Annotated in this window: 16 protein-coding genes; 11 read left to right on the top strand and 5 right to left on the bottom strand. The window is 54.3% G+C overall.

Going from position 1 to position 25,262, the window contains the following annotated elements; genetic code table 11:
• The first annotated feature begins 126 nt into the window (after window positions 1-126).
• From glgB to glgP, 5 genes are all read left to right on the top strand, one after another.
• Window positions 127-2,313 carry a 1,4-alpha-glucan branching enzyme gene (gene glgB / locus GA0061070_RS08300; RefSeq protein WP_090135203.1) on the top strand — a complete coding sequence of 729 codons (2,187 nt, stop codon included), beginning with the start codon at window positions 127-129 and terminating at the stop codon, window positions 2,311-2,313.
• A complete protein-coding gene (glgX, locus tag GA0061070_RS08305; RefSeq protein ID WP_090135204.1) occupies window positions 2,310-4,286 on the top strand; it encodes a glycogen debranching protein GlgX in 1,977 nt (658 codons plus the stop codon). Before glgB ends, glgX begins: the two co-directional genes overlap by 4 nt.
• A gap of 14 nt (window positions 4,287-4,300) precedes the next feature.
• Window positions 4,301-5,584 (top strand): glucose-1-phosphate adenylyltransferase, encoded by a 1,284-nt coding sequence (gene glgC / locus GA0061070_RS08310; RefSeq protein WP_090135206.1) that lies wholly within the window; start codon window positions 4,301-4,303, stop codon window positions 5,582-5,584.
• Between the two features lie 92 nt (window positions 5,585-5,676).
• On the top strand, window positions 5,677-7,110 hold the full coding sequence (gene glgA / locus GA0061070_RS08315; protein ID WP_090135208.1) for a glycogen synthase GlgA: 1,434 nt from the start codon (window positions 5,677-5,679) through the stop codon (window positions 7,108-7,110).
• A gap of 19 nt (window positions 7,111-7,129) precedes the next feature.
• Window positions 7,130-9,577 carry a glycogen phosphorylase gene (gene glgP, locus GA0061070_RS08320; RefSeq protein ID WP_090135210.1) on the top strand — a complete coding sequence of 816 codons (2,448 nt, stop codon included), beginning with the start codon at window positions 7,130-7,132 and terminating at the stop codon, window positions 9,575-9,577.
• A 160-nt stretch (window positions 9,578-9,737) separates the two neighbouring features.
• Here glgP and glpD read toward each other — a convergent pair whose 3' ends face one another.
• Window positions 9,738-11,243 (bottom strand): glycerol-3-phosphate dehydrogenase, encoded by a 1,506-nt coding sequence (glpD, locus tag GA0061070_RS08325; protein ID WP_090135211.1) that lies wholly within the window; start codon window positions 11,241-11,243, stop codon window positions 9,738-9,740.
• 189 nt (window positions 11,244-11,432) lie between these two features.
• Between glpD and glpE the strand changes: the two genes are divergently transcribed.
• Genes glpE through GA0061070_RS08340 form a run of 3 tightly spaced genes read left to right on the top strand, consistent with a single transcriptional unit; the run spans window position 11,433 to window position 13,426 of the window.
• On the top strand, window positions 11,433-11,762 hold the full coding sequence (glpE, locus tag GA0061070_RS08330; protein ID WP_090135213.1) for a thiosulfate sulfurtransferase GlpE: 330 nt from the start codon (window positions 11,433-11,435) through the stop codon (window positions 11,760-11,762).
• 57 nt (window positions 11,763-11,819) lie between these two features.
• Window positions 11,820-12,650: a rhomboid family intramembrane serine protease GlpG gene (gene glpG / locus GA0061070_RS08335; RefSeq protein WP_090135215.1), complete on the top strand. Its 831-nt coding sequence runs from the start codon at window positions 11,820-11,822 to the stop codon at window positions 12,648-12,650.
• 17 nt (window positions 12,651-12,667) lie between these two features.
• Window positions 12,668-13,426 (top strand): DeoR/GlpR family transcriptional regulator, encoded by a 759-nt coding sequence (locus tag GA0061070_RS08340; RefSeq protein WP_090135216.1) that lies wholly within the window; start codon window positions 12,668-12,670, stop codon window positions 13,424-13,426.
• Here the strand turns inward: GA0061070_RS08340 and malT are convergent, their stop codons facing one another.
• Window positions 13,427-16,132 carry an HTH-type transcriptional regulator MalT gene (gene malT / locus GA0061070_RS08345; RefSeq protein ID WP_090135218.1) on the bottom strand — a complete coding sequence of 902 codons (2,706 nt, stop codon included), beginning with the start codon at window positions 16,130-16,132 and terminating at the stop codon, window positions 13,427-13,429.
• Between the two features lie 580 nt (window positions 16,133-16,712).
• On the opposite strand from malT, the gene malP reads away from it, so the two are divergent.
• Entirely contained in the window at window positions 16,713-19,106 is a 2,394-nt protein-coding gene (malP, locus tag GA0061070_RS08350) for a maltodextrin phosphorylase (RefSeq protein ID WP_090135220.1), read from the top strand.
• A 9-nt stretch (window positions 19,107-19,115) separates the two neighbouring features.
• Window positions 19,116-21,203, top strand: a complete 2,088-nt coding sequence (gene malQ / locus GA0061070_RS08355) for a 4-alpha-glucanotransferase (protein WP_090135223.1) — start codon at window positions 19,116-19,118, stop codon at window positions 21,201-21,203.
• A gap of 145 nt (window positions 21,204-21,348) precedes the next feature.
• On the opposite strand, the gene gntT is transcribed toward malQ, so the two are convergent.
• From gntT to gntX, 3 genes are all read right to left on the bottom strand, one after another.
• Window positions 21,349-22,665: a gluconate transporter gene (gntT, locus tag GA0061070_RS08360; protein WP_090135225.1), complete on the bottom strand. Its 1,317-nt coding sequence runs from the start codon at window positions 22,663-22,665 to the stop codon at window positions 21,349-21,351.
• 446 nt (window positions 22,666-23,111) lie between these two features.
• Window positions 23,112-23,687, bottom strand: coding sequence for a Fe-S biogenesis protein NfuA (gene nfuA, locus GA0061070_RS08365; RefSeq protein WP_090135227.1), 576 nt, complete (start codon window positions 23,685-23,687; stop codon window positions 23,112-23,114).
• Between the two features lie 58 nt (window positions 23,688-23,745).
• Window positions 23,746-24,420 carry a DNA utilization protein GntX gene (gene gntX / locus GA0061070_RS08370; RefSeq protein ID WP_090135229.1) on the bottom strand — a complete coding sequence of 225 codons (675 nt, stop codon included), beginning with the start codon at window positions 24,418-24,420 and terminating at the stop codon, window positions 23,746-23,748.
• 38 nt (window positions 24,421-24,458) lie between these two features.
• Between gntX and bioH the strand changes: the two genes are divergently transcribed.
• Window positions 24,459-25,229, top strand: a complete 771-nt coding sequence (bioH, locus tag GA0061070_RS08375) for a pimeloyl-ACP methyl ester esterase BioH (RefSeq protein WP_090135231.1) — start codon at window positions 24,459-24,461, stop codon at window positions 25,227-25,229.
• Window positions 25,230-25,262: the final 33 nt, after the last annotated feature.

Below are 25,262 nucleotides of genomic sequence, written 5' to 3' on the forward strand. Positions count from 1 at the left end.
TGCCTGAAAGCGGGACGGAGCATTGAGGATGCACACATTTGTGCTGCTCCGTTCAGGTTCAAAAAGTATCGCAACCGTGTTAAATGACGGTGGAAAGCGCGATACCACCATAACAGGATGAAAGCCATGTCTGTTTACATTGACAGAGACGTGATTAACGCACTAATTTCCGGCCATTTTGCTGATCCTTTTTCCGTTCTTGGCATGCATTGTACCGATGCCGGTGTTGAAGTTCGCGCTCTGTTGCCTGACGCCACTGAGGTGTGGGTCATTGAGCCGAAAACCGGGCGCAAAGTGGGACAACTGGAGTGCCTGGATTCACGGGGCTTCTTCAGCGGCGTGATGGGGCGCCGCAAAAATCCTTTCCGTTATCAATTTGCCGTGGTCTGGCATGGTCAGCAGAATCTGATTGATGATCCTTATCGTTTCGGCCCGCTGTTGCAGGATCTGGATAGCTGGCTGCTCAGTGAAGGAACGCATATGCGTCCTTATGAAACGCTGGGTGCGCATGCCGATACGATGGATGGCGTAGTTGGAACGCGATTCGCCGTCTGGGCGCCGAATGCACAGCGGGTTTCGGTGGTTGGGCAGTTCAACTACTGGGACGGCCGCCGTCATCCGATGCGCCTGCGTCGTGAAAGCGGGATTTGGGAGCTATTCATCCCTGGCGCGCTAAATGGTCAGCTCTACAAATTCGAGATCCGTGATGCAAACGGCAGGTTGAAAATTAAGGCCGATCCCTATGCCTTTGAAGCCCAGATGCGTCCGGATAGTGCTTCGTTGATCTGCGGTCTGCCAGGTAAGAAAACCCAGAGTGATGAGCGTAAACGGGCAAACCAGTTTGATGCGCCAATCAGTATTTATGAAGTGCATTTGGGTTCCTGGCGTCGCCATACCGACAACAACTTCTGGCTCAGTTATCGTGAATTGGCCGATCAACTGGTGCCGTATGCCAAATGGATGGGATTTACCCACCTTGAATTAATGCCAGTGAATGAGCACCCCTTTGATGGCAGTTGGGGTTATCAGCCGACCGGACTGTACGCGCCGACCCGCCGCTTTGGCACCCGCGATGATTTTCTGCACTTCATTCATACTGCCCATGCCGCCGGGCTGGGGGTGATCCTCGACTGGGTGCCGGGTCATTTTCCGTCGGACGATTTTGGCCTTGCAGAGTTTGACGGGACGAAATTGTATGAGCACAGCGATCCGCGAGAAGGTTATCACCAGGACTGGAACACGCTGATCTATAACTATGGGCGTCGCGAAGTGAGTAACTACCTGGTAGGTAACGCGCTTTACTGGATCGAACGCTTTGGTATTGATGCGCTGCGCGTCGATGCGGTGGCCTCGATGATCTACCGTGACTACAGCCGCAAAGAGGGTGAGTGGATCCCCAATGAGTACGGCGGCCGTGAAAACCTGGAAGCAATTGAATTTCTGCGCAACACCAACCGCATTATCGGCGAGCAGGCGCCTGGCGTCGTCAGTATGGCGGAAGAGTCCACCGATTTTGCCGGCGTTTCGCGGCCGCCTTCTCAGGGCGGACTGGGTTTCTGGTACAAGTGGAATCTGGGCTGGATGCACGACACGCTGGACTACATGAAGCTCGATCCGGTGTATCGCAAGTACCACCACGATAAGCTCACTTTCGGCATCCTCTACAACTACAGCGAAAACTTTATCCTGCCGCTGTCCCATGACGAAGTAGTTCATGGCAAGAAATCGATCCTCGACAGAATGCCCGGCGATGCCTGGCAAAAGTTTGCCAACCTGCGTGCTTACTACGCGTGGATGTGGGCTTTTCCTGGCAAAAAATTACTGTTTATGGGCAACGAATTTGCCCAGGGACGCGAGTGGAACCACGACGGCAGCCTGGACTGGCATCTTCTTGAGGGCGGCGATAACTGGCACCACGGTGTACAGCGGCTGGTGCGCGACATGAACCATTTCTACCGTCACCACAAGGCGCTGCATGAACTGGATTTTGACCCGTACGGGTTTGAATGGCTGGTGGTGGATGATCATGAAGCGTCGGTGTTTGTCTTTGTCCGGCGCGACAAACAGGGCAACGAAATCATTGTCGCCAGTAATTTCACGCCGGTGCCGCGCCACGATTATCGCTTTGGTATCAATCAGCCCGGCCGCTGGCGCGAGGAGTTAAATACCGATTCGATGCACTACCACGGCAGCAATACCGGTAATGGCGGCGTGGTACACAGCGATGCGATTGCTAACCGGGGGCGTGAACACTCGCTGCTGCTGACGTTACCGCCGCTGGCGACTATATGGCTGGTGCGGGAGGGGGAATGACGAAGCTGACGGTGGGGCAACCCTTGCCGCCCGGTGCAGAAGTGCTGGCAGGCGGCGTTAATTTTACGCTGTTTTCCGCTCATGCGGAGCGCGTCGAGTTGTGCCTGTTCGATGACGAAGGTAACGAACAGCGCGTCGATCTGCCTGGCCGCACCGGGGATATCTGGCACGGTTTTCTCAGCGGCGCAAAGCCCGGCCTGCACTATGGCTACCGCGTACATGGCCCCTGGGAACCAGCGCAAGGGCATCGTTTTAATCCGGCAAAACTTTTGCTCGACCCCTGCGCGAAGCGCGTCGACGGCGAGGCCGTTGACAACCCGCTATTCCACAGCGGCCATGATTCACCGGATCCTCACGATAACGCCTCGCTTGGCTTGCGCAGTGTGGTGGTTCATGACGCGTTCGACTGGCAAGGTGACACGCCGCCGCGCACGCCGTGGGGCAATACCGTCATTTACGAAGCGCACGTCAAAGGGCTCACCTGGCTTCATCCTCAGTTAACGGAAAATATCCGTGGCACTTATAAGGCGCTTGGGCATCCATTGATGATTGGCTGGTTTAAGCAGCTTGGTATCACCGCGCTGGAACTGCTGCCCGTTGCCCATTTTGCCAGTGAGCCGCGCCTGCAACGGCTGGGGCTTTCTAATTACTGGGGCTATAACCCATTGGCACCGTTTGCGCTCCATCCGCACTATGCCAGCAATCCGCAACAAGCCATCAATGAGTTTCGCGAAGCGGTGAGGGCGCTGCATCAGGCGGGGATCGAAGTGATCCTCGATATTGTGCTTAATCACAACGCTGAAACCGATCTCGATGGGCCGACTTTCTCTCTGCGCGGCGTTGATAACAGTACCTATTATTGGATCAGAGACGATGGCGATTACCACAACTGGAGCGGATGCGGCAACACGCTGAATCTGAGCCACCCCGCAGGCGTGGACTATGCGCATGCCTGCTTGCGCTACTGGGTGGAGACATTCCACGTTGACGGTTTTCGCTTCGATCTGGCGACTGTGATGGGACGCACACCGGATTTCGATCCGCAGGCGCCGCTGTTTACCGCAATCAAAAACGATCCGCTGCTTTGCGATCTGAAACTGATCGCCGAGCCGTGGGATATCGGTCCTGGCGGCTACCAGGTAGGGAATTTCCCCGCGCCGTTTGCCGAATGGAACGATCATTTCCGCGACGTGACACGTCGGTTTTGGCTGGAACAGTCGCTATCGCTGGGCGAGTTAGCCAGGCGGTTTGCTGCCTCCAGCGATCTGTTTAAACGTGCGGGCCGTTTGCCGTCGGCTTCGATCAATCTGATCACCGCGCATGATGGTTTTACCTTGCGTGATTGCGTCTGCTTTAGCCACAAACATAACGAGGCGAACGGCGAGGACAATCGCGACGGCACCGACAACAATCACAGCAATAATCATGGACACGAAGGATTGGGTGGCAGTTTTGATGTGGTCGAACGGCGGCGCACCAGTGTGCATGCTCTGCTGACCACGTTGCTGCTTTCTCAAGGAACACCGATGCTGATGGCCGGAGATGAACTGGGACACAGCCAGCACGGTAATAACAATGCGTACTGTCAGGATAACGTGCTGACATGGCTGAGTTGGCAGCACTCGGATAGCTGGCTAATGCACTTCACTGCCACGCTTATCCAGTTACGTCAACGGATCCCCGCATTGACGCGCAACGTCTGGTGGGAAGAAGGGGACGGCAGCGTAGCCTGGCTGGATCATGCCGGACAACCGTTGACGATGCAGGCGTGGCAGCATGGCGCTTTGCGCTTACAAATTCTGCTCTCCGATACGGTTTTAATCGCCATTAATGCAACCAGCGATGTTGCTGAAATGGTTTTGCCCCAAGGGGGATGGCACGCCATTCCTCCCTTTGCCGGAGAGGACAATCCGGTAGTGGTAACTGCCTGGCATGGGCCTGCGCATGGAGTTTGCGTTTTTCAGCGGTCATAAAAACGGAGTCTGTCATGGTTAGATTAGATAAGAACGACCCTACAATGTTAGCGCGTCAGTTGCCCTTGAAATCCGTCGCCCTGATTTTGGCGGGTGGGCGTGGAACACGCCTTAAAGATTTAACAAAAAAACGCGCCAAGCCGGCGGTTCATTTCGGCGGTAAATTCCGCATCATCGATTTTGCGCTCTCCAACTGCATCAACTCCGGTATCCGTCGTATTGGGGTGATAACCCAGTATCAATCCCACACGCTGGTTCAGCATATTCAGCGCGGCTGGTCTTTCTTCAATAACGAGATGAACGAGTTTGTCGACTTGCTGCCTGCCCAGCAGCGCGTGCATGGCGAAAACTGGTATCGCGGCACGGCAGATGCGGTGACGCAGAATCTCGATATTATTCGCCGCTATCGCGCGGAATATATCGTCATTCTGGCGGGCGACCACATTTACAAGCAGGATTACTCGCGCATGCTGCTCGACCATGTCGAAAAAGGGGCGCGTTGCACTGTGGCTTGCCTGCCGGTGCCCATTCACGAAGCAACCGCTTTTGGCGTGATGGCGGTTGATGAGCAGGACAAGGTGGTCGACTTCGTTGAAAAACCGGCGAATCCGCCCTCTATGCCCGGCGATGAAAGCAAAGCGCTGGCCAGTATGGGGATCTACGTTTTTGATGCCGAATATCTGTACGACCTGCTGGAGGAGGATGATAAAAACGAGAACTCCAGCCATGACTTTGGTAAAGACATCATTCCGCAAATCGTCAAATCTGGCATGGCCTATGCACATCCTTTCCCACAATCCTGCGTGCAATCGGATCCGGATTCAGAACCCTATTGGCGCGATGTGGGAACGCTTGAAGCTTACTGGAAAGCGAACCTCGATTTAGCATCGGTGATGCCAGAGCTCGATATGTACGATCAAAACTGGCCTATCCGTACCTATAATCAATCTCTGCCGCCGGCGAAATTTGTGCAGGATCGATCGGGCAGTCACGGTATGACGCTGAACTCGCTGGTTTCTGGTGGGTGCGTTATTTCGGGCTCGGTCGTTGTGCAGTCGGTGTTGTTTAATCGTGTACGCGTTAACTCCTTCTGCAATATCGATTCGTCGATATTATTGCCGGAAGTCTGGATAGGACGCTCCTGCCGTTTGCGCCGCTGCATTATCGACAGAGGCTGTGTGATCCCGGAAGGTACAGTGATCGGTGAAAACGCAGAAGAAGACGCGCGCCGATTTTACCGCTCCGAAGAGGGAATTGTGCTGGTAACGCGAGAGATGCTACGCAAACTGCAAGACTGAAAAGTGAATTGAAACCTTGCGCGAAAGAGGTTCACACAAGGTTTCCCCCCATGACGGTCATCCTTGCCGTATGGATTTGAACAGGAGCGATAATGCAGGTTTTACATGTCTGTTCTGAAATGTTTCCGTTGCTGAAGACCGGAGGTCTGGCGGACGTTATTGGTGCATTGCCTGCGGCGCAAATCGCCGGTGGTGTTGATACCCGCGTACTGTTGCCTGCATTCCCGGATATTCGCCGTGGCGTGAGCGATGCCCAGGTGGTTACCCGCCGGGACACCTTTGCCGGGCGCATCACGTTGCTGTTTGGGCATTTCAACGGAGTAGGGATCTACCTGATCGACGCGCCGCATTTGTATGAGCGCCCCGGCAGTCCTTATCATGATACGAATTTATTTGCCTATACTGACAACGTATTGCGTTTTGCACTGCTCGGCTGGGTGGGCAGCGAGATGGCTACCGGGCTGGATCCTTTCTGGCGTCCGGATGTGGTTCATGCGCACGACTGGCATGCGGGATTGGCTCCGGCCTATCTGGCGGCGCGAGGGCGTCCGGCAAAATCGGTTTTTACTGTCCATAACCTGGCCTACCAGGGAATGTTTTTTGCCCATCATATGAATGACATTCAGTTGCCATTGTCATTCTTTAATATGCATGGGCTGGAGTTTAAGGGACAGATTTCATTTCTGAAGGCGGGGCTGTATTACGCGGATCATATTACTGCCGTTAGCCCCACCTACGCCCGGGAGATCACTGAGCCGCAATATGCCTATGGCATGGAAGGATTACTGCGCCAGCGCCAGCAGGAGGGGCGTCTTAGCGGCATTCTGAACGGTGTGGATGAGAAGATTTGGGATCCGGCGACGGACCTGCTTCTCGGCGCGCGCTACACGCGGGATACGCTGGAAGAGAAAGCGGAGAACAAGCGTCAGTTGCAAATCGCCATGGGGCTGAAGGTCAACGACAAAGTTCCGCTGTTCTCTGTGGTCAGCCGTCTGACCAGCCAGAAAGGGCTGGATCTGGTGCTGGAAGCCTTGCCAGGCTTGCTGGAACAAGGTGGTCAACTGGCGCTGCTGGGCGCGGGCGACCCGGTATTACAGGAAGGTTTCCTCGCGGCGGCGGCGGAACATCCGGGGCAGGTTGGCGTACAGATTGGCTATCACGAAGCGTTCTCTCACCGTATTATGGGTGGCGCGGATGTCATTCTGGTGCCGAGCCGTTTTGAGCCGTGCGGCTTAACGCAGTTGTATGGTCTGAAGTATGGGACGTTGCCGCTGGTGCGGCGAACTGGCGGGCTGGCGGATACGGTTTCCGACAGTTCTCTGGAAAACCTGGCGGATGGCATAGCCACCGGTTTTGCTTTTGAAGACAGTAATGCCTGGTCGCTGTTAAGGGCGATCAGGCGTGCTTTCGTGTTGTGGTCCCGACCTTCGCTTTGGCGTTTTGTACAGCGCCAGGCGATGTCCATGGATTTTAGCTGGCAGGTCGCAGCGCAGTCTTATCGCGATCTTTACCTTCGCTTGAAATAGTTTTCCAGGAATCACTTATATGAATGCACCATTTACTTATGCCTCACCAACGTTGAGCGTTGAGGCGTTAAAACATTCGATTGCCTACAAGCTGATGTTCACCATCGGTAAAGATCCGGCCATTGCTAACCGCCATGAATGGCTGAATGCCACGCTGTTCGCCGTTCGCGATCGTCTGGTGGAGCGCTGGTTACGTTCCACCCGCGCGCAACTTTCCCAGGACGTACGTCAGGTCTATTATTTATCGATGGAATTCCTGATTGGCCGCACACTCTCCAATGCCATGCTTTCACTGGGTATTTATGACGATGTGAAAAATGCGCTGCTAGAGATGGGTCTCGATCTTGAAGAGCTGATTGATGAAGAGAACGACCCCGGCCTCGGCAATGGCGGTCTCGGGCGGCTGGCGGCCTGTTTCCTGGATTCGCTGGCGACGCTGGGTTTGCCCGGTCGCGGCTATGGCATCCGTTATGACTATGGAATGTTTAAGCAAAATATCGTCGACGGGCGGCAGAAAGAGTCGCCAGATTATTGGCTGGAATACGGCAACCCGTGGGAATTCAAACGCCACAATACGCGCTATAAAGTGCGCTTTGGCGGGCGTGTTCAGCAAGAGGGTAAGCGGAGCCGTTGGGTGGAAACCGAAGAGATCCTCGCGGTAGCCTACGACCAGATTATTCCCGGTTACGACACCGATGCGACCAATACTCTGCGCCTGTGGAGTGCGCAGGCCAGTAGCGAAATCAACCTCGGTAAATTTAACCAGGGCGACTACTTTGCGGCGGTGGAAGATAAAAACCACTCGGAAAACGTCTCCCGCGTGCTCTATCCGGACGATTCCACCTATTCCGGGCGTGAGTTGCGTCTGCGGCAGGAGTATTTCCTCGTTTCAGCGACCGTGCAGGATATCCTCAGTCGTCACTATCAGTTGCATCAAACCTTCAGCAATCTGGCGGATAAAATCGCTATACACCTCAACGACACCCATCCGGTGTTGTCTATTCCGGAGCTGATGCGTCTGTTGATCGACGAACATAAATTCGAATGGGATGACGCGTTTGAAGTAACTTGTCAGGTCTTCTCTTACACCAACCATACGTTGATGAGCGAAGCGCTGGAAACATGGCCTGTGGATATGCTGGGCAAAATTTTGCCGCGTCATCTGCAAATTATTTTTGAAATTAATGATTATTTTCTGAAAACATTGCAGGAGCAGTACCCGAACGATACAGCGCTGCTGAGCCGGACGTCGATCATTGACGAATCCAGTGGCCGCCTCGTGCGCATGGCGTGGCTGGCTGTGGTGATCAGCCATAAAGTTAACGGCGTGTCTGAACTGCATTCCAACCTGATGGTTCAGTCGCTGTTTGCCGATTTTGCCACCATTTTTCCGATGCGTTTTCTCAACGTCACCAATGGCGTGACGCCGCGACGCTGGCTGGCGCTGGCCAACCCTTCGCTTTCCGGCGTGCTGGATGAACATATTGGTCGTACATGGCGTACCGATCTCAGCCAGTTGAGTGAGCTGGAGCAGCATATTGATTATCCGTTGGTTAACCAGGCGGTGCGGCAGGCCAAGCTGGAGAACAAAAAGCGGCTGGCAGAGATCATTGCCCAGCAGCTTAATGTGGTAGTGAATCCAAAAGCGCTGTTCGATGTGCAGATCAAACGTATCCATGAATATAAGCGTCAGTTGATGAACGTCCTGCACGTCATCACGCGTTACAACCGTATTAAGGACGATCCCACCGCGCAGTGGGTGCCACGCGTTAATATTTTCGCCGGGAAAGCCGCTTCGGCGTATTACATGGCGAAGCATATTATTCATCTGATCAACGATGTAGCGCAGGTGATCAATAACGATCCGCAAATCGGTGACAAACTGAAAGTGGTGTTTATCCCGAACTACAGCGTCAGCCTGGCGCAGGTGATCATTCCGGCGGCAGATCTGTCAGAGCAGATTTCCCTGGCGGGTACAGAAGCCTCCGGTACCAGTAATATGAAGTTCGCCCTTAATGGTGCACTGACAATTGGTACGCTGGATGGCGCCAACGTTGAGATGCAGGAGCATGTCGGCGCGGAGAATATCTTTATCTTCGGCAATACGGCGGATGAAGTTGAGGCGCTGCGAAGCAAAGGTTATTCGCCGCGCGAATACTACGAGAAAGATCAAGAGTTGCACCAGGTGCTGACGCAAATCGCTACCGGCCAGTTCAGCCCGAGCGATCCCGGTCGCTACCGTGATCTGGTGGATTCGCTGATTAACTTCGGTGACCACTATCAGGTACTGGCGGATTACCGCAGCTACGTTGACTGCCAGGATAAAGTCGATGAACTGTACCGTCATCCGGAAGAGTGGACCACCAAAGCGATGCAGAATATTGCCAATATGGGTTACTTCTCGTCGGATCGTACGATTCAGGGGTACGCCGAACATATCTGGCATATCGATCCGGTACGCCTGTAATCACACCAATCTATAGGCCGGATAAGGCGCAGCCGCCATCCGGCATTTTTGTTTCACCAGGATGTTTATTGCCCGGTAACGCACTTTGCTTACCGGGCCTGCAAATATGCAGAATCCTGTCGGCCGGATAAGGCGTAGTCGCCATCCGGCGCAACAACAATTACGATGCCAATGATAATTCCGCTTTGTTATGACGCGTTAACCACTGCGCCACGCGGGATTGCTCTTCGGCGTTCAACCACATTCCCAGTTTCGTACGACGCCAGATCACATCATCAAGGCGGCGTGCCCATTCATGTTCGACCAGGTAACGCAGTTCGGCTTCATACAGTTCGTGACCGAAGTGTTCTCCCAAATCTTCAATGCGAGTGGCGTTTGCCAGCAGCAGTTCACTGTTGCTGCCGTAGGTGCGGGAAAAATGGCGTGCCAGCGATTCGCTGATAAACGGATAGCGACGGCGCAGTTTCGCCGCGTAGTCGTCGCGATCACCGCTAATATCACCGCCTGGCAGCACGCAATTTTTTGTCCACGCCGGACCAATACCTTTGTAGTACGGCGTCAGTTTTTCCAGCGCATGCTCGGCAAGTTTACGGTAGGTGGTCAGCTTGCCGCCAAACACCGACAGTAGTGGCGCCTGGCCGTTCTCATCGTGAATATCCAGCGTATAGTCGCGGGTAATAGCCTGCGGCGAATCGGATTCGTCGTCACACAGCGGGCGCACACCAGAGTAAGTCCAGGCGATATCGTCGCGCGTGAGCTGTTTTTTAAAGTGCGCGTTATAGACTTTCAGCAGGTAGTTGATCTCGTTCTCATCGATCTCAACGTGTTTCGGATCGCCTTTATACTCTACATCGGTGGTACCGATAATGGAGAACTCATCCATCCACGGAATAACAAAGACAATACGTTTGTCTTCGTTTTGCAGAATATACGCCTGCTTCTGCGCGTGTACGCGCGGCACCACAATATGGCTGCCTTTGATCAAGCGAATGCCGTACGGCGAAGGCAGATGCATACCGTCGTCGAAGAACTGTTTGACCCACGGACCGGTGGCATTCACCAGACCGCGTGCCTGCCAGCTATATTTTTCTCCGGTATCGATATCTTCCGCTTCGACAATCCACAGACCATTTTCGCGGCGCGCGCTGGTAGCACGGGTACGGGTCAACACTTTGCCGCCTTTACGCTCCACCATCTGCGCATTCGCCAGTACCAGACGCGCATCGTCCACCCAACAGTCGGAATATTCGAAACCGCGCACGATTTCCGGTTTTAGCACCGATTCTGAGCCAAAACGCAAACCGGTAGAGGCCGGCAGGCTGGTGCGTTTTCCAAGGTGGTCGTACATAAACAGACCAATGCGGATCATCCACGCCGGACGCAGATGCGGGCGGTGCGGCAGACGGAAACGCATCGGGAAAGCGATATGTGGTGCCATTTTCAGCAGCACTTCGCGCTCGGCAAGCGCTTCGCTCACCAGGCGGAATTCATAGTGTTCAAGGTAGCGTAAGCCACCGTGAATCAATTTGGAGCTGTTGCTGGATGTCGCGCAGGCCAGATCCTGTGCTTCCAGCATCAGCACGGATAAACCACGCCCTGCGGCGTCTGCCGCGATACCGGCACCGTTGATGCCCCCGCCTATCACAATCAGATCTTTGGTTTCCATGCTGCCCTCATGCACTTTCGTTAAAGCTCAAAAATGTTCGTTATCGCTCATGGTAGCAAAGAAACGCGCTTTTGGTAACATCAAAAAAACAATTTAGAGTGATATACATAACATAATGGCGCTGACCCACTGTCACGACGTACACTTGACGGCAGAATAGCCATTTCCTGTGTCAATTAAGAGAACGTCATGGATCACTTTGAATGCATTAACGTAGAAGAAACCCATCAGAAATTGCATCAGCAGCAGGCGGTGCTGGTGGATATCCGCGATCCGCAAAGTTTCGTGATGGGGCATACGCCGGGCGCATTCCATCTGACTAACGATACGCTGGGCGCGTTTATGCGCGACAATGATTTCGATACCCCGGTGATGGTGATGTGCTACCACGGCAACAGCAGTAAAGGTGCGGCGCAATACCTTCTCCAACAGGGATACGAACAAGTCTACAGCGTGGACGGCGGTTTTGATGCCTGGCATCGTCATTTCCCGGCGGAAGTGGCGCACGGTACGCTTTAGGCATTCGTCCTGTGCGGCTATACTGTCTCTCCTTGTATGGATTAAGCGACGCCCGCCATGTTGATGATTACCTCTTTTACTAACCCTCGTGTCGCCCAGGCATTTGTCGATTATATGCAGACCCAGGGCGTGATTCTTACTGTTCAACATCACGAGCAAAGTGATATCTGGCTGGCAGATGAGAGCCAGGCTGAGCGCGTCAAAAATGAACTGGTGCGCTTTATCGAAAATCCTACCGACCCGCGTTATCTGGCGGCGAGTTGGCAATTCGGGCAGGTCAACAGCGGTCTGCGCTATCGTCGTTTTCCCCTGATGGCGGCCATTCGCGAACGCGGTGGGCCATTGACGTTACTGATGACTGCGCTTTGCGTGTTTGTCTTTGTAGTGATGAGTGTCGTTGGCGATCAGACCGTGATGATGTGGCTCGCCTGGCCGTGGGATGCCAGCGTACAGTTTGAGGTGTGGCGCTACTTCACTCACGCAATAATGCATTTTTCGCTGGTACACATCCTCTTCAACCTGTTCTGGTGGTGGTATCTTGGCGGAGCCGTTGAAAAGCGTTTTGGCACCGGCAAGCTGGTGGTCATTACCCTGATTAGCGCCTTATTAAGCGGTTTTGTGCAGCACCAACTCACCGGGCCATGGTTTGGTGGTTTATCCGGCGTTGTGTATGCACTGATTGGTTATGTCTGGCTGCACGGCGTACGCGATCCGATCCCTCAGGTGGCATTACCTAATGGGCTGTTTATTCTTACGGTCGCGCTGATGGTCGCCGAGTGGTTCGGCGTAATGGGCTTTGCTATTGCCACTGGCGCGCACACGGCCGGCATGGCAATTGGGCTGGCGATGGCGCTGGTGGACACACAGAATGTGCGGAAACGAACATAATTATCCAGGGACATTTCATGAAACAAACACAGCGTCATGACGCTATTATTGAACTGGTTAAACAACAAGGATATGTCAGTACCGAAGAGCTGGTTGAACAATTTTCCGTCAGCCCGCAGACTATTCGCCGCGATCTGAATGACCTCGCGGATCAAAACAAAATCTTGCGTCACCACGGTGGCGCGGCGCTGCCTTCCAGCTCGGTGAACACCTCCTGGCACGATCGCAAATCGACGCTGACGGCGGAAAAAGAGCGCATTGCCCGCAAGGTGGCAGAACAGATCCCGAACGGTGCAACGCTGTTTATCGATATCGGCACCACGCCAGAAGCCGTCGCTCATGCGCTGCTGGACCACAGCGATCTGCGCATTGTGACCAACAACCTGAACGTCGCGAACACGCTGATGAAGAAAGAGGATTTCCGCGTGATCCTCGCGGGAGGCGAACTTCGCAGCCGTGACGGCGGCATCGTTGGCGAGGCGACCCTCGATTTTATCTCTCAGTTCCGCCTCGATTTCGGCATCCTCGGCATTAGCGGAATTGATGCGGATGGATCACTTCTGGAGTTCGACTACCACGAAGTGCGCACCAAGCGCGCGATCATTGAAAACTCGCGCCACGTCATGCTGGTGGTGGATCACTCGAAATTTGGCCGTAACGCGATGGTGAATATGGGCAGCATTGGCCTTGTGGATGCGGTGTACACCGATGCCATGCCGCCAGACGGGGTATTACAGGTAATCAGCCACAACAACGTGCAGCTGGAGCTGTGCTAGCTACACGCCGTAGCCCATCATTTTCAGCAGTTTCTGTGCATGTTGCACGGCATCCTGACGATGGGCGACGCCTAGCTTCTGATAAAGATTACGGATGTGAGTTTTAATGGTTGTCGCCGCGACGTCCAGCTCACCCGCAATCTGTTCATTGCTGTAGCCAGAGTAGATCAGACCCAGCACCTGCCACTCGCGCTGGGTCAGCGGGCTGGTGCGGATAAGCTCCGGTACATCCGGGTGGGTCAGTAGGCGTTCGACGAAATTCTCATCGAAATGAGCAAATTTATGCCGGTGATGCTGGTTGATATCGCGCAAAATACGCTGAGCGCGATGCTGTTCGAGCTCCGGCAGCGTATTCAACTGAATCAACTGGCGCAACTGCTGCGCCATCGCTTCGCCTTCAATTACAAAATGACTGATAAATCCGGTGCGGTTAGCCAGTTGCAGCGCTTCCAGCAGCACGCGCTGCGCGTCATTTTTGCGCCCAGCCTGCCAGTAAAGCTGGTTAAGCAGCAACAAATTGCGGTTGATGTCACTCATCAAACGCAGGCTGCGCGCGTTTTCATTTAACTCTTCCAGTACCATCTCTGCGGGCTCAAACTCGCCGAGCAGGATCTGCGCGCGGGCGATGTTGCGCCACTGGCTCTGCAAAAAATGGTTATTGGCAAACTCTGGTTTTGGCGTCTGGCGTAGCCACTGCGCAGCGGCCTTTTTGTCGCCGGTCATCTGCCAGTAGATCACCCGTACTTTATCGGCATTCGACACCCAATCGCTGTGGTATTGACCGTTGCCGAGCAGATTCTCCAGGCGGTTCAAATGGCTGCGGGCATTATCCAGATCGCCGCGCGCCAGCGAGTTTTGCACCAGCAGCGCCAGACATTGCAATTGCTGCTGCGGCTGCATGGCGGAGAGCACTTCCATTCCCTGCCGCGCCGCAGTTTCTGACTCATCAAGCCTCGCCCACGCCCACAGTAACTGAGCGCGAATGCGCAGCAAAAATTCATGCATCGGCAGTTGCTCAAGATGCTGTTCGTGGATCAGCGTAAAAGCTTTTTCCTGTGTTTCCCAGGCCGCTTGCAGGAACCCTTGGGCGAACAGAATTTCGCTTTGTTGGAGCAGGCTCCACAGCGCGTAGTGCCAGACATCGTGGCGACGCGCCATCTGTTCGGTTTGCTGCATCACTGATAGCGAACTGGTCAGCTCGCCTTTGCAGTGCAGCACTTCACCGTGTACGGATGTCGCGACGATACGGCTGTAATAGTTAGCCAGTGGCAATTCGTCGAGCGCCACCATCGCCAGCCGCTCTGCTTCCACCGGATTGCCATCGTTAATTGCCACCTGGGCGCGCAGGGCGTTGAAATCACCGTGTAACGAGGCGTCCATTTGTGTGGTCATTTCCTGCTCGGCACGCGCCAGCAGTGTGTTCACTTCGCTGTAGCGGTGCTGGCTTTGCATCAGCCAGGCCTGCAACAGTATCAGACGCGGATTTTCCAGCAGGCTTTCCCACGGCAGCGCTTTTAGCGACTCTTCCAGCACGCTCAGCTCGCTGTGATTAAACAATCCCCAGGCGTGATGCAGCAGAATATCGCGCAGCATAATGCCGTCTCCGGCCGCCAGCGCGTGGTGAATGGCTTCACTGGGGAAGCCTTGCGCCATCCAGCTTTCCGCCGCTGCACGGTGAATATCTGGCAACTCGGTCGCCAGTTCCCACTGACAACGCTGGCGCAGGAAATTACCGAACAGCGGGTGGTAACTGAACCATTCGCCGGAATCGTCCATACGTTGTAAAAACAGCCCCTGACGCTCAATCTCTTCGAGCCGCATTTGCCCGTTCTCTTCCCCGGTCACGCGGACGATCAGCGCGTCGTTCATCGAGCGCAGCAAAGCGCTTTTCAGCAGGAACTTACGTGTGTCGATATCAACATTATCCAGCACTTCATCCACCAGATAATCGGAAAGATGGCTGGCATTAATGCCGGAGAGGCGGCGTGCGGATTGGTGCGGTGCGCTGTGGTTTTGCCGCGCCGAGAGGGCGATAAGCTGCAACGCTGTCGCCCAGCCGGCAACGTCGTCGCACAGGCGGCTGCTTTCTACTGCTTCAATTGGCGACGTCAGGCGACAGTCAAAAAACTGTTTTGCTTCCTGATGGGTAAAGGCGAGTTGCTGGCTGCTGACTTCCAGCAGTTGTTCACGTACGCGCAGGTTGGCTATGCCTAGCTGTGGCAAATTACGCGACAGCACAATCAGCGTCAGGTTTTCCGGCTGATGGCGTAAAAAGAAGCGCATTGCATCATGGATCACCGGGTTGGTGATCAGATGATAATCGTCGATGACCAGAAACAGTGGGCGCTGCCACTCTATCAATTCAACGAACAACTGGGAAAAGAGTGACGGCAGGCTGGCGTACTGGCGTTTTTGCGCCATCGCCTCGCTACTGACGCAATGCCCGCCCGTCGCCTGCTGAACCGCAGCGATAAAGTAGCTGGCAAAACGTTCCTGCTGATTATCCCCTTCATCCAGAGAGAACCAGCCAACATCATTTTTTCCGGCTGCCCATTGCGAAATGAGCGTGGTTTTTCCGTAACCCGCAGGGCTGGTCACCAGCGCAAGGCGATAATTGTTTGCGCCGGAAAGTTTAGCCAACAGGCGTTCCCGAACCACGGTGTGGTCGAGACGAACCGGGCGACTTAATTTTGACGGAATCAACATAGTTATCACTTCACTGTGCGAAAACGGAAGGTGTGATTTTTTTTGCGCTTCGTAATTAATGCTAATAAGGTCGGTCAGATGAAGAAATATTGCAAGTTATGTCCGGATCTGACGATTGTGAATTTGCACTATGTCACATTTCTATTTATTTCATGGATAGCTAATGACATAAAAGATAAAAAATAGCCGGGGCACGGCTGGCGCGCTACGTATAGCAGAAAGCTTAATAATTACATGTAATAAGGGTTTCTTCGTATTATTAACTGACGTGTCAGACAAAACGCACAAATAGCAAAAATTCATTAGTGATGCTGCAGTGAATATTATTTTTTCTTCGGTTAATACCTAACGAAAACTAATTTCATCTGGAACGTCATTTCATTTTTATTGAGCAATTTCCCGTCAATTCGATTGAATAACACGCAAAAAAAACGCTACCTTTAGGTGGCGGCGATCACACTTTTTGCTCATCCCCGCTGCTCCTCCCCGGCTAATCCCTGGCAGGATGAGGAAGTCATAAACCGAGCCAGGCACACTAACGCAAACGTCGATTTACTTCATTACAGGACCCGGATTCTTTATGTCAAAGCCAACGTTTAATAAAGCGGAATTTGCAGCGGCCCTTACCCGCCAGCAGCAGCGTTTAGGGATTCAGGTTGCCGGTGACATGACAACCCGACAGTGGTGGCAAGCGGTGAGCGGCGCGCTGGCAGAACTGCTGGCGGCACAGCCCGCGCCGAAAGTGGCGAAAGGGCAGCGCCACGTTAACTATATCTCGATGGAATTCCTGATTGGCCGCCTGACGGGCAATAACCTGTTGAACCTGGGCTGGCATCAGGATGTTGATGCAGTATTGCAGGAACATAACATCAACCTGACCGATCTGCTGGAAGAGGAGATCGATCCGGCGCTGGGTAACGGTGGTTTGGGGCGTCTGGCCGCCTGTTTCCTTGACTCGATGGCGACGGTTGGCCAGTCGGCGACCGGCTACGGCCTGAATTATCAGTACGGCCTGTTCCGCCAGTCTTTTGTTGATGGACAACAGCATGAAGCCCCGGACGACTGGCATCGCCGCAGCTACCCGTGGTTCCGCCATAACGAGCAGTTAGATGTACAGGTGGGGATTGGTGGCAAGGTGAGCAAATCCGGACAGTGGCAGCCCGCTTTTACGTTGATTGGCGAAGCCTGGGATTTACCCGTCATTGGCTACCGTAACGGCGTGACGCAGCCGCTGCGTTTATGGCAGGCGGCACATGCTCATCCCTTTAATCTGACCAAATTCAACGACGGTGATTTCCTGCGCGCCGAGCAAACCGGGATCGATGCGGAAAAGCTGACGAAAGTGCTCTACCCGAACGACAACCACCAGGCCGGGAAAAAGCTGCGTCTGATGCAGCAATACTTCCAGTGCGCCTGTTCGATCGCCGATATTCTGCGTCGCCACCATCTGGCAGGCCGCAAACTGGCGCAGTTGCCGGATTTCGAAGTGATCCAGCTTAACGACACGCACCCGACTATCGCCATTCCGGAACTGCTGCGCGTGCTGCTCGATGAACACCAGCTAAGCTGGGACGATGCCTGGACGATTACCAGCCGGACGTTTGCCTATACCAACCATACGCTGATGCCGGAAGCGCTGGAGTGCTGGGACGAAACATTAGTCAAAGCGCTACTGCCGCGGCACATGCAAATCATCAAACAGATCAACGACAAATTTAAGCTGTTGGTTGAGAAAACCTGGCCGGGCGACAACGCGGTATGGGCAAAACTGGCGGTAGTGCATCACAAACAGGTACGTATGGCGAACCTTTGCGTGGTGGGCGGGTTTGCGGTTAACGGCGTGGCGGCGCTGCATTCGGATCTGGTGGTCAAGGATCTATTCCCCGAATATCACCAGCTCTGGCCGGGTAAATTCCATAATGTCACTAATGGCATCACGCCACGTCGCTGGATCAAACAGTGCAACCCATTACTGGCTGCGCTGCTTGATATGACGCTGAAAAAAGAGTGGGCCAACGATCTTGATCAGTTGATCAATCTGGAGGAATACGCCGACGATGCGGCATTCCGCAAGCAGTATCGCGAGATTAAACACCAGAATAAAGTACGCCTGGCTGCGTTTGTCAAAGCCCGTACCGGTATTGAGATCAACCCACAGGCGCTGTTCGATATTCAGATCAAACGTCTGCATGAATACAAACGCCAGCACTTGGGGCTGTTACACATTCTCGCTCTGTATAAAGAAATTCGTGAAAATCCGAAAGCCGACCGCGTGCCGCGTGTCTTCCTGTTTGGCGCCAAAGCTGCACCGGGCTACTACCTGGCGAAAAACATTATCTTTGCCATCAATAAAGTGGCGGAAGTGATAAACAACGATACGAAGATCGGCGATAAGCTGAAAGTGGTGTTCCTGCCGGATTACTGTGTCTCGGCAGCGGAGAAGCTGATCCCGGCGGCGGATGTGTCTGAACAGATTTCCACGGCGGGTAAAGAGGCTTCTGGTACTGGCAACATGAAGCTGGCGCTGAATGGCGCGCTGACGGTCGGTACGCTGGACGGCGCGAACGTTGAAATTGCCGAACAGGTCGGCGAACAGAATATCTTTATCTTCGGCCACACGGTGGAGCAGGTGAAAGCGCTGAAAGCCAAGGGCTACGATCCGCTGAAATGGCGTAAAAAAGACAAACTGCTGGATGCGGTGCTGAAGGAGCTTGAAAGCGGGAAGTACAGCGACGGGGATAAACATGCTTTTGACCAGATGCTGCACAGCTTAGGCAAACAGGGGGGCGATCCCTATTTGGTGCTGGCGGATTTTGCGGCCTATGTGGAGGCTCAAAAGCAGGTGGATGTACTTTACCGCGACCAGGACGCCTGGACCCGTGCGGCGATCCTGAACACGGCGCGCTGCGGTATGTTTAGCTCTGACCGCTCAATCCGCGATTATCAAACCCGCATCTGGCAGGCAAAACGCTAAGGAAGCGAGATGGATAGTAAACGTCTGGAACAGGCCGCACTGGCGGCGGGGATCAGTCCAAACTACATCAATGCGCACGGTAAACCGCAGTCCATTACGGCGCACACCAGGCAGCGTTTGCTGGCGGCAATGCACGTCGCAAACGCAACGGCGCTCAGCGTACCGCCGGTTCCTGCCGTGCAGGTGTTTATTCACGGAAAAAAGAAAATTTTTCCGGTAGCTGGCAAGGGGAGTTTCCAGTGGCAACTGGTCACGGAAGCCGGCAAGCAGTATCGGGGACAGGTAAACGGCGGAGAAAATCTGCCGTTACCGGGTGGTCTGGCGCTCGGTTATCACACGCTGACGCTGGAACAGCAGAAGCAGCGCTGGCAGTGCCGGTTGATCATCGCACCTGTCCGCTGCTATGAACCACAGGCTCTGCTGGAAGGGAAAAAATTGTGGGGCGCCTGTGTTCAGCTCTATACCCTGCGTTCAAATGATAACTGGGGTATAGGGGATTTCGGCGACCTGAAAAAGATGCTCGGTGATGTGGCGCAGCGCGGCGGGGCATTTATTGGTCTCAACCCGATCCACGCGCTTTACCCGGCGAATCCGGAGAGCGCCAGTCCCTATAGTCCTTCATCGCGGCGCTGGCTGAATATCATCTACATCGATGTTAACGCAGTGGCGGATTTTCACGACAGCGAAGAGGCGCAGGCTTGGTGGCAGCTTCCCACCACTCAACATACCTTGCGTGCCGCGCGCGATGCGGAGTGGGTGGATTACGCGTCGGTGACGGCACTGAAACTGGCGGCGCTGAGTCTTGCATGGCGACATTTCCGCCAGCGTGCGGACGATGACCCGCAGCAAGCCGCTTTCCGTCGCTTTGTTGAACAGCAGGGTGAAAGCCTGTACTGGCAGGCAGCGTTTGACGCGCTGCATGCTAATCAGGTGAAAGAGGATGCGCTACGCTGGGGCTGGCCGGTATGGCCGGAAGGGTATCAATCCACCTTCAGCCCACAGGTAGAAGCCTTCTGCAAGGCGCATGCTGACGAGGTCGATTTTTATCTCTGGTTGCAGTGGCTGGCGTATACCCAGTTTGCTGAGTGCTGGGAAACCTGCCAGCACAATGCGATGCCCATCGGTCTCTACCGCGACCTGGCGGTTGGCGTGGCGGAAGGTGGCGCAGAAACCTGGCGCGATCGCGATCTGTACTGTCTGAAAGCTTCTGTCGGCGCGCCGCCGGATATTCTGGGGCCACTCGGGCAAAACTGGGGTCTGCCGCCGATGGATCCGCACGTGATGCGGGCGCGTGCCTATGCACCATTTATCGATCTGCTGCGTGCCAATATGGCTAGTTGCGGTGCGTTACGTATCGACCATGTTATGTCGATGCTGCGTCTGTGGTGGATCCCGTATGGCGAAACGGCGGACCACGGTGCTTATGTGCAGTATCCGGTGGATGATCTGCTGGCTATTCTGGCGCTGGAAAGTCAGCGGCATCAGTGCATGGTAATTGGCGAGGATCTGGGAACCGTGCCGGTAGAGATTATCGGCAAGCTGCGCAGTAGCGGCGTTTACTCTTACAAAGTGCTCTACTTCGAAAACGATCATCAGAAAAACTTCCGCGCACCACAGGTCTGGCCGCAGCAGTCGATGGCGGTAGCGACGACGCACGATCTCCCGACCCTGCGTGGTTACTGGGAGAGCGGCGATTTAACCCTCGGCAAAACGCTGGGGTTATACCCCGATGAAAAGGTACTGCGCAGTTTGTATCAGGATCGTGAACGGGCGAAGCAGGGGCTGCTGGATGCGCTGCATCAGCATGGTTGCCTGCCGAAGCGCGCCGGGCATAACGCGTCGCGCATGCCGATGACGGAGATCCTGAATCGCGGTATGCAACGCTATATTGCCGATAGCAACAGTGCATTACTGGGTTTACAGCCGGAAGACTGGCTGGATATGCCGGGGCCGGTGAACATTCCGGGCACCAGTTATCAGTACAAAAACTGGCGACGTAAGCTGTCTGTGTCGCTGGAAGCGATGTTTAGCGATGAGAAGGTTAACAAGCTGATCAAAGATCTCGACCGACGGCGCAAAGTTGCAGGAAAACGTTAGTAAAAAAGCCCGGATATATTGGACTCCTACCGAAAAGTTGGGCAGTTCATATCCGGGCTTTTTGTCCTGCTTCGTCTACTTTGCTTTATTCGGCTTACAGGTTATGCAGGCCCGGTAAACGTTAGCGCCACCGGGCAATTGAAAATCAGACCACCATTCCCAGCAGCAGACAACCTACCAGGCCGCACACTGAAATAATGGTTTCCAGCGCCGACCATGAACGCATGGTCTCACCGATGGTCAGGTTAAAGTACTCTTTGAACAGCCAAAAGCCCGGATCGTTAACGTGAGAGAAAATTACGCTACCGGAGCCAACGGCAATCACCATCAGTTCCGGACTAACACCAGTGGTGGCAATCAGCGGCGCGGCAATACCACCTGCGGTAATAGCCGCAACGGTTGCGGAACCCAGCGCAATACGCAGTATCGCAGCAATCAACCAGGCCATAAACAGCGGAGAGAGGCTCGTGGCATGCATCATGGAAGCGATGTATTTATCCACGCCGCTATCAACCAGCACCTGTTTGAATGCGCCGCCGCCGCCGATGATCAACAACATCATGGCGATGATTTTGATGGATGAGGTCAGCGTGTCATTGATGTCATCCATAGAACGGCCGCGGTTCAGACCGAAAGTGAAGACCGCAATCAGTACCGCGATCATGGTTGCCATCACCGGGTCGCCGAAGAACTCAGCATAAGGCAGAATCGCATGGCCTTTCGGCAGCAGCATTTCCGCTACTGCGCGCAGCGCCATCAAAATCACCGGTACCAGGGAAGTCCAGACGCTGACGCCGAAACCTGGCATTTCTTCTTCGGTAAAGGTTTTGGAGTTGTACAGACCTTCCGGAATCGGCTTATCAATGCTTTTCAGGAAACGTGCATAGACCGGGCCTGCGAGGATCACAGTCGGGATACCGAGCAGCGTGCCGTACAGCAGGGTTTTACCCATGTCCGCGTGGAAGATTGTTGCGATAGCTGTCGGGCCTGGATGCGGCGGCAGGAAGCCGTGCGTCACAGAGAGTGCTGCTGCCATCGGTACGCCAACATACAGCAGCGGAATGCGTGCAGAGGCGGCGATAGTGAATACCAGCGGCAGCAACAGCACAAAACCGACTTCATAGAATAGGGCGAAACCAACGGTAAAACCGGTCAGCACAACGGCCCATTGAATATGTTTACGACCGAACTTTTCGATGAGCGTCGTGGCGATGCGCTGTGCGCCGCCGCAGTCTGCCAGCAGTTTGCCGAGCATGGCGCCGAAGCCCATGATCAGCGCAAGGCTGCCCAACGTACCGCCCACGCCCGCTTTAATCGATTTGATAACGGCATCCAGTGGCATGCCCTGCATCATCCCGACGGCTAGCGCCACCAGAATCAGAGCGATAAATCCGTTGAGTTTGAAACGGATCATTAACAGGAGTAAGAGGACAACACCGATAGCGACAATGACTAATGGCATGATTTACCTGGCCTTTAATTTGTTATGGGTAACGTCAGTGTTTCTTGGCAGCCGCTAAAAGCTCCCGAACCGGGAAGAGCGAACTGCGGCACCATTACGGCTGGACATCCATTGCTAAAAATTGTAGTCGGATGTTTTTATCTTGTTGGTGCTGTCTGGAATGATACGGGTAACATCCATGAAAAGAGAATCACCCCGCCGATCTAAATGTGAGATCTGAGACATGCGTCATATTAACACCGGGAAACTAGTTTGCTTTGAAGGGCAGGACACGCGCACAAAGATACGGGTAACAGCCTGAGATCACAGGTAGAAACGGAACGGGTGCAGGTGAGATATGATGAAAATAACCATTGCGTGGGGGTTAACGAGCCGGTAAGTCATACCTGAGAACAGGCAGGCCCGGCACACTTTCGCGTTACCGGGCAATGCTCTGTGGAGCAGGCTTAGTAGTAAGAGTGCTCGCCGCGCTGGTGTTCGGTGAGATCGCGCACACCTTTCAGTTCAGGGAACTCGGTCAGCAGTTGCTTCTCGATCCCCTCCTTCAGCGTTACGTCTACCATAGAGCAACCGTTACAACCGCCACCAAATTGCAGAATGGCGTAGCCTTCGTCGGTGATCTCCATCAGCGAGACGCGGCCACCGTGGCCAGCCAGTTGTGGGTTGATTTGCGATTGCAGCAGGTACTCAACGCGCTCCATCAGCGGCGCGTCGTCGGAAACTTTACGCATTTTAGCGTTTGGCGCCTTCAGCGTGAGCTGGGAACCTAATTGATCGGTCACAAAATCAATTTCCGCATCTTCCAGATACGGTGCGCTCAGTTCATCGACATAGGCAATCAGTTGTTCAAATTTCAGCGCGGTATCGGTCGCTTCAACTGCATCTGGCGGGCAATAAGACACGCCGCATTCGGCGTTTGGCGTGCCTGGGTTAATCACAAATACGCGAATTTGTGTCCCTTCTTCCTGATTTGCCAGCAGTTTGGAAAAGTGCGCCTGGGCAGCGTCGGAAATACGGATCATAGCAATGGCCTAATAGTTGACTATTTTACTTGGTTATAATACGCCCATCATCGAGGGTCTACAAGGTTCGACACAGGCACCAGACCTGAACAGTCGCTGCGCCGCTGCGCAAAAGCAGCCGGGAGATCTCCGCAACAGTGCTGCCGGTCGTGACGACATCATCCACCAGAACGATATGGAGCCCGGCTATTGGCAATTCAAGGCGAAAGGCATTTTTCAGGTTCTTCCTGCGCAGCCTGGCGCTTAAATGATGCTGCACCGGCGTTGCTCGCAGACGTTTAAGCGCCGTGTGTGAATAGCTGCACGGTAGCCAGCGCGCCAGTGGTCGGCACAGCAAATCGCTTTGATTAAACCCGCGTCGCCACTGGCGTCGGGCATGTAACGGAACGCTAAGGAGCAGGTCTGGCTGCGGGTATTTACCGCTCTGTATCACCCTGAGAAGCAATAGCCGCGCCAGTGCACTGGCAAGCTCCGGGCGTGGATGAAATTTAAACTGCTGTACCAGCGTACTCAGCGGTGGCGCGTAGTCCCCCACCGCGATGAGCCGCTGCCAGGGCTGCGGTTTTTGCAGACAACGGCCGCAGGGCACATTTTCATGGCCAGCAGGTAAACCGCACAAAGGGCAAACTTTTTCCTGCATTTGCATCGCGCGGGTGCAGCCCGAACAGATTCCCCAATGACTGAGCATTAACGGCATTCGGCATAGCCAGCATAAGCCCTGCACTGTTAGCATGTTCCACCTCCTTGTGTGAAGAAAGGGAACGATAGCGGATGAAAGACATCTGGTGGCAAACCAAAGGTGAGGGCGATTGTCATCTTGTGCTGCTGCACGGCTGGGGACTGAATGCCCAGGTATGGGATTGCATAACTCCGGAACTGAGTGCGCATTTTACGCTGCATCTGGTCGATTTACCGGGCTACGGCAGAAGTACGGGATTTAGCTCGTTATCGCTTGGGCAGATGGTTGACATTGTTCTGGCACAAGCGCCGGAACGAGCGATTTGGCTGGGCTGGAGCCTGGGTGGGCTGGTAGCCAGCCGCGTGGCGTTGCAGGCACCGGAACGCGTAAGCGCGCTGGTGACGGTTGCTTCCTCGCCGTGCTTCGGCGCGCAAGGCGAATGGGCCGGCATTAAACCCGAAGTACTGGCCGGTTTTCAGCATCAGTTGAGCGAGGATTTTCAGCGTACCGTCGAGCGTTTTCTCGCGCTGCAAACGTTGGGAACGGAAACAGCAAGGCAGGATGCTCGCCAGTTAAAAAACGCAGTGCTGTCGCTGGAAATGCCCTCTGTTGAGGTGCTGAATGGCGGGCTGGAGATCCTGAAAACAGTGGATTTACGTGCCGCATTATCATCGATGAGGCTGCCGTTTTTACGTCTCTACGGGCGGCTCGACGGGCTGGTACCGCGCAAAATCGTGCCGGTACTGGATGCGATGTGGCCTGCAAGCGAATCGATTGTCTTTGCGAAAGCGGCGCATGCGCCTTTTATCTCACATCCGACCGAGTTCTGCGAAGCCCTGCTGGCGTTAAAGGCAAAGTTGTGAAAACCGCCTGCTAGCGTATTGCCTATTGGGCCT

Source organism: Kosakonia oryziphila, assembly GCF_900094795.1.
GTDB classification, from domain to species: Bacteria; Pseudomonadota; Gammaproteobacteria; order Enterobacterales; family Enterobacteriaceae; genus Kosakonia; species Kosakonia oryziphila.

Coding starts and splice junctions, on each gene's coding strand:
- gntT (WP_090135225.1), bottom strand. CDS start 22,665: ATGCCATTAGTCATTGTCGCTATCGGTGTTGTCCTCTTACTCCTGTTA.
- glpD (WP_090135211.1), bottom strand. CDS start 11,243: ATGGAAACCAAAGATCTGATTGTGATAGGCGGGGGCATCAACGGTGCC.
- glgB (WP_090135203.1), top strand. CDS start 127: ATGTCTGTTTACATTGACAGAGACGTGATTAACGCACTAATTTCCGGC.
- malP (WP_090135220.1), top strand. CDS start 16,713: ATGTCAAAGCCAACGTTTAATAAAGCGGAATTTGCAGCGGCCCTTACC.
- glgA (WP_090135208.1), top strand. CDS start 5,677: ATGCAGGTTTTACATGTCTGTTCTGAAATGTTTCCGTTGCTGAAGACC.
- glpG (WP_090135215.1), top strand. CDS start 11,820: ATGTTGATGATTACCTCTTTTACTAACCCTCGTGTCGCCCAGGCATTT.
- malT (WP_090135218.1), bottom strand. CDS start 16,132: ATGTTGATTCCGTCAAAATTAAGTCGCCCGGTTCGTCTCGACCACACC.
- nfuA (WP_090135227.1), bottom strand. CDS start 23,687: ATGATCCGTATTTCCGACGCTGCCCAGGCGCACTTTTCCAAACTGCTG.
- gntX (WP_090135229.1), bottom strand. CDS start 24,420: ATGCTAACAGTGCAGGGCTTATGCTGGCTATGCCGAATGCCGTTAATG.
- glgX (WP_090135204.1), top strand. CDS start 2,310: ATGACGAAGCTGACGGTGGGGCAACCCTTGCCGCCCGGTGCAGAAGTG.
- malQ (WP_090135223.1), top strand. CDS start 19,116: ATGGATAGTAAACGTCTGGAACAGGCCGCACTGGCGGCGGGGATCAGT.
- GA0061070_RS08340 (WP_090135216.1), top strand. CDS start 12,668: ATGAAACAAACACAGCGTCATGACGCTATTATTGAACTGGTTAAACAA.
- glgC (WP_090135206.1), top strand. CDS start 4,301: ATGGTTAGATTAGATAAGAACGACCCTACAATGTTAGCGCGTCAGTTG.
- glgP (WP_090135210.1), top strand. CDS start 7,130: ATGAATGCACCATTTACTTATGCCTCACCAACGTTGAGCGTTGAGGCG.
- bioH (WP_090135231.1), top strand. CDS start 24,459: ATGAAAGACATCTGGTGGCAAACCAAAGGTGAGGGCGATTGTCATCTT.
- glpE (WP_090135213.1), top strand. CDS start 11,433: ATGGATCACTTTGAATGCATTAACGTAGAAGAAACCCATCAGAAATTG.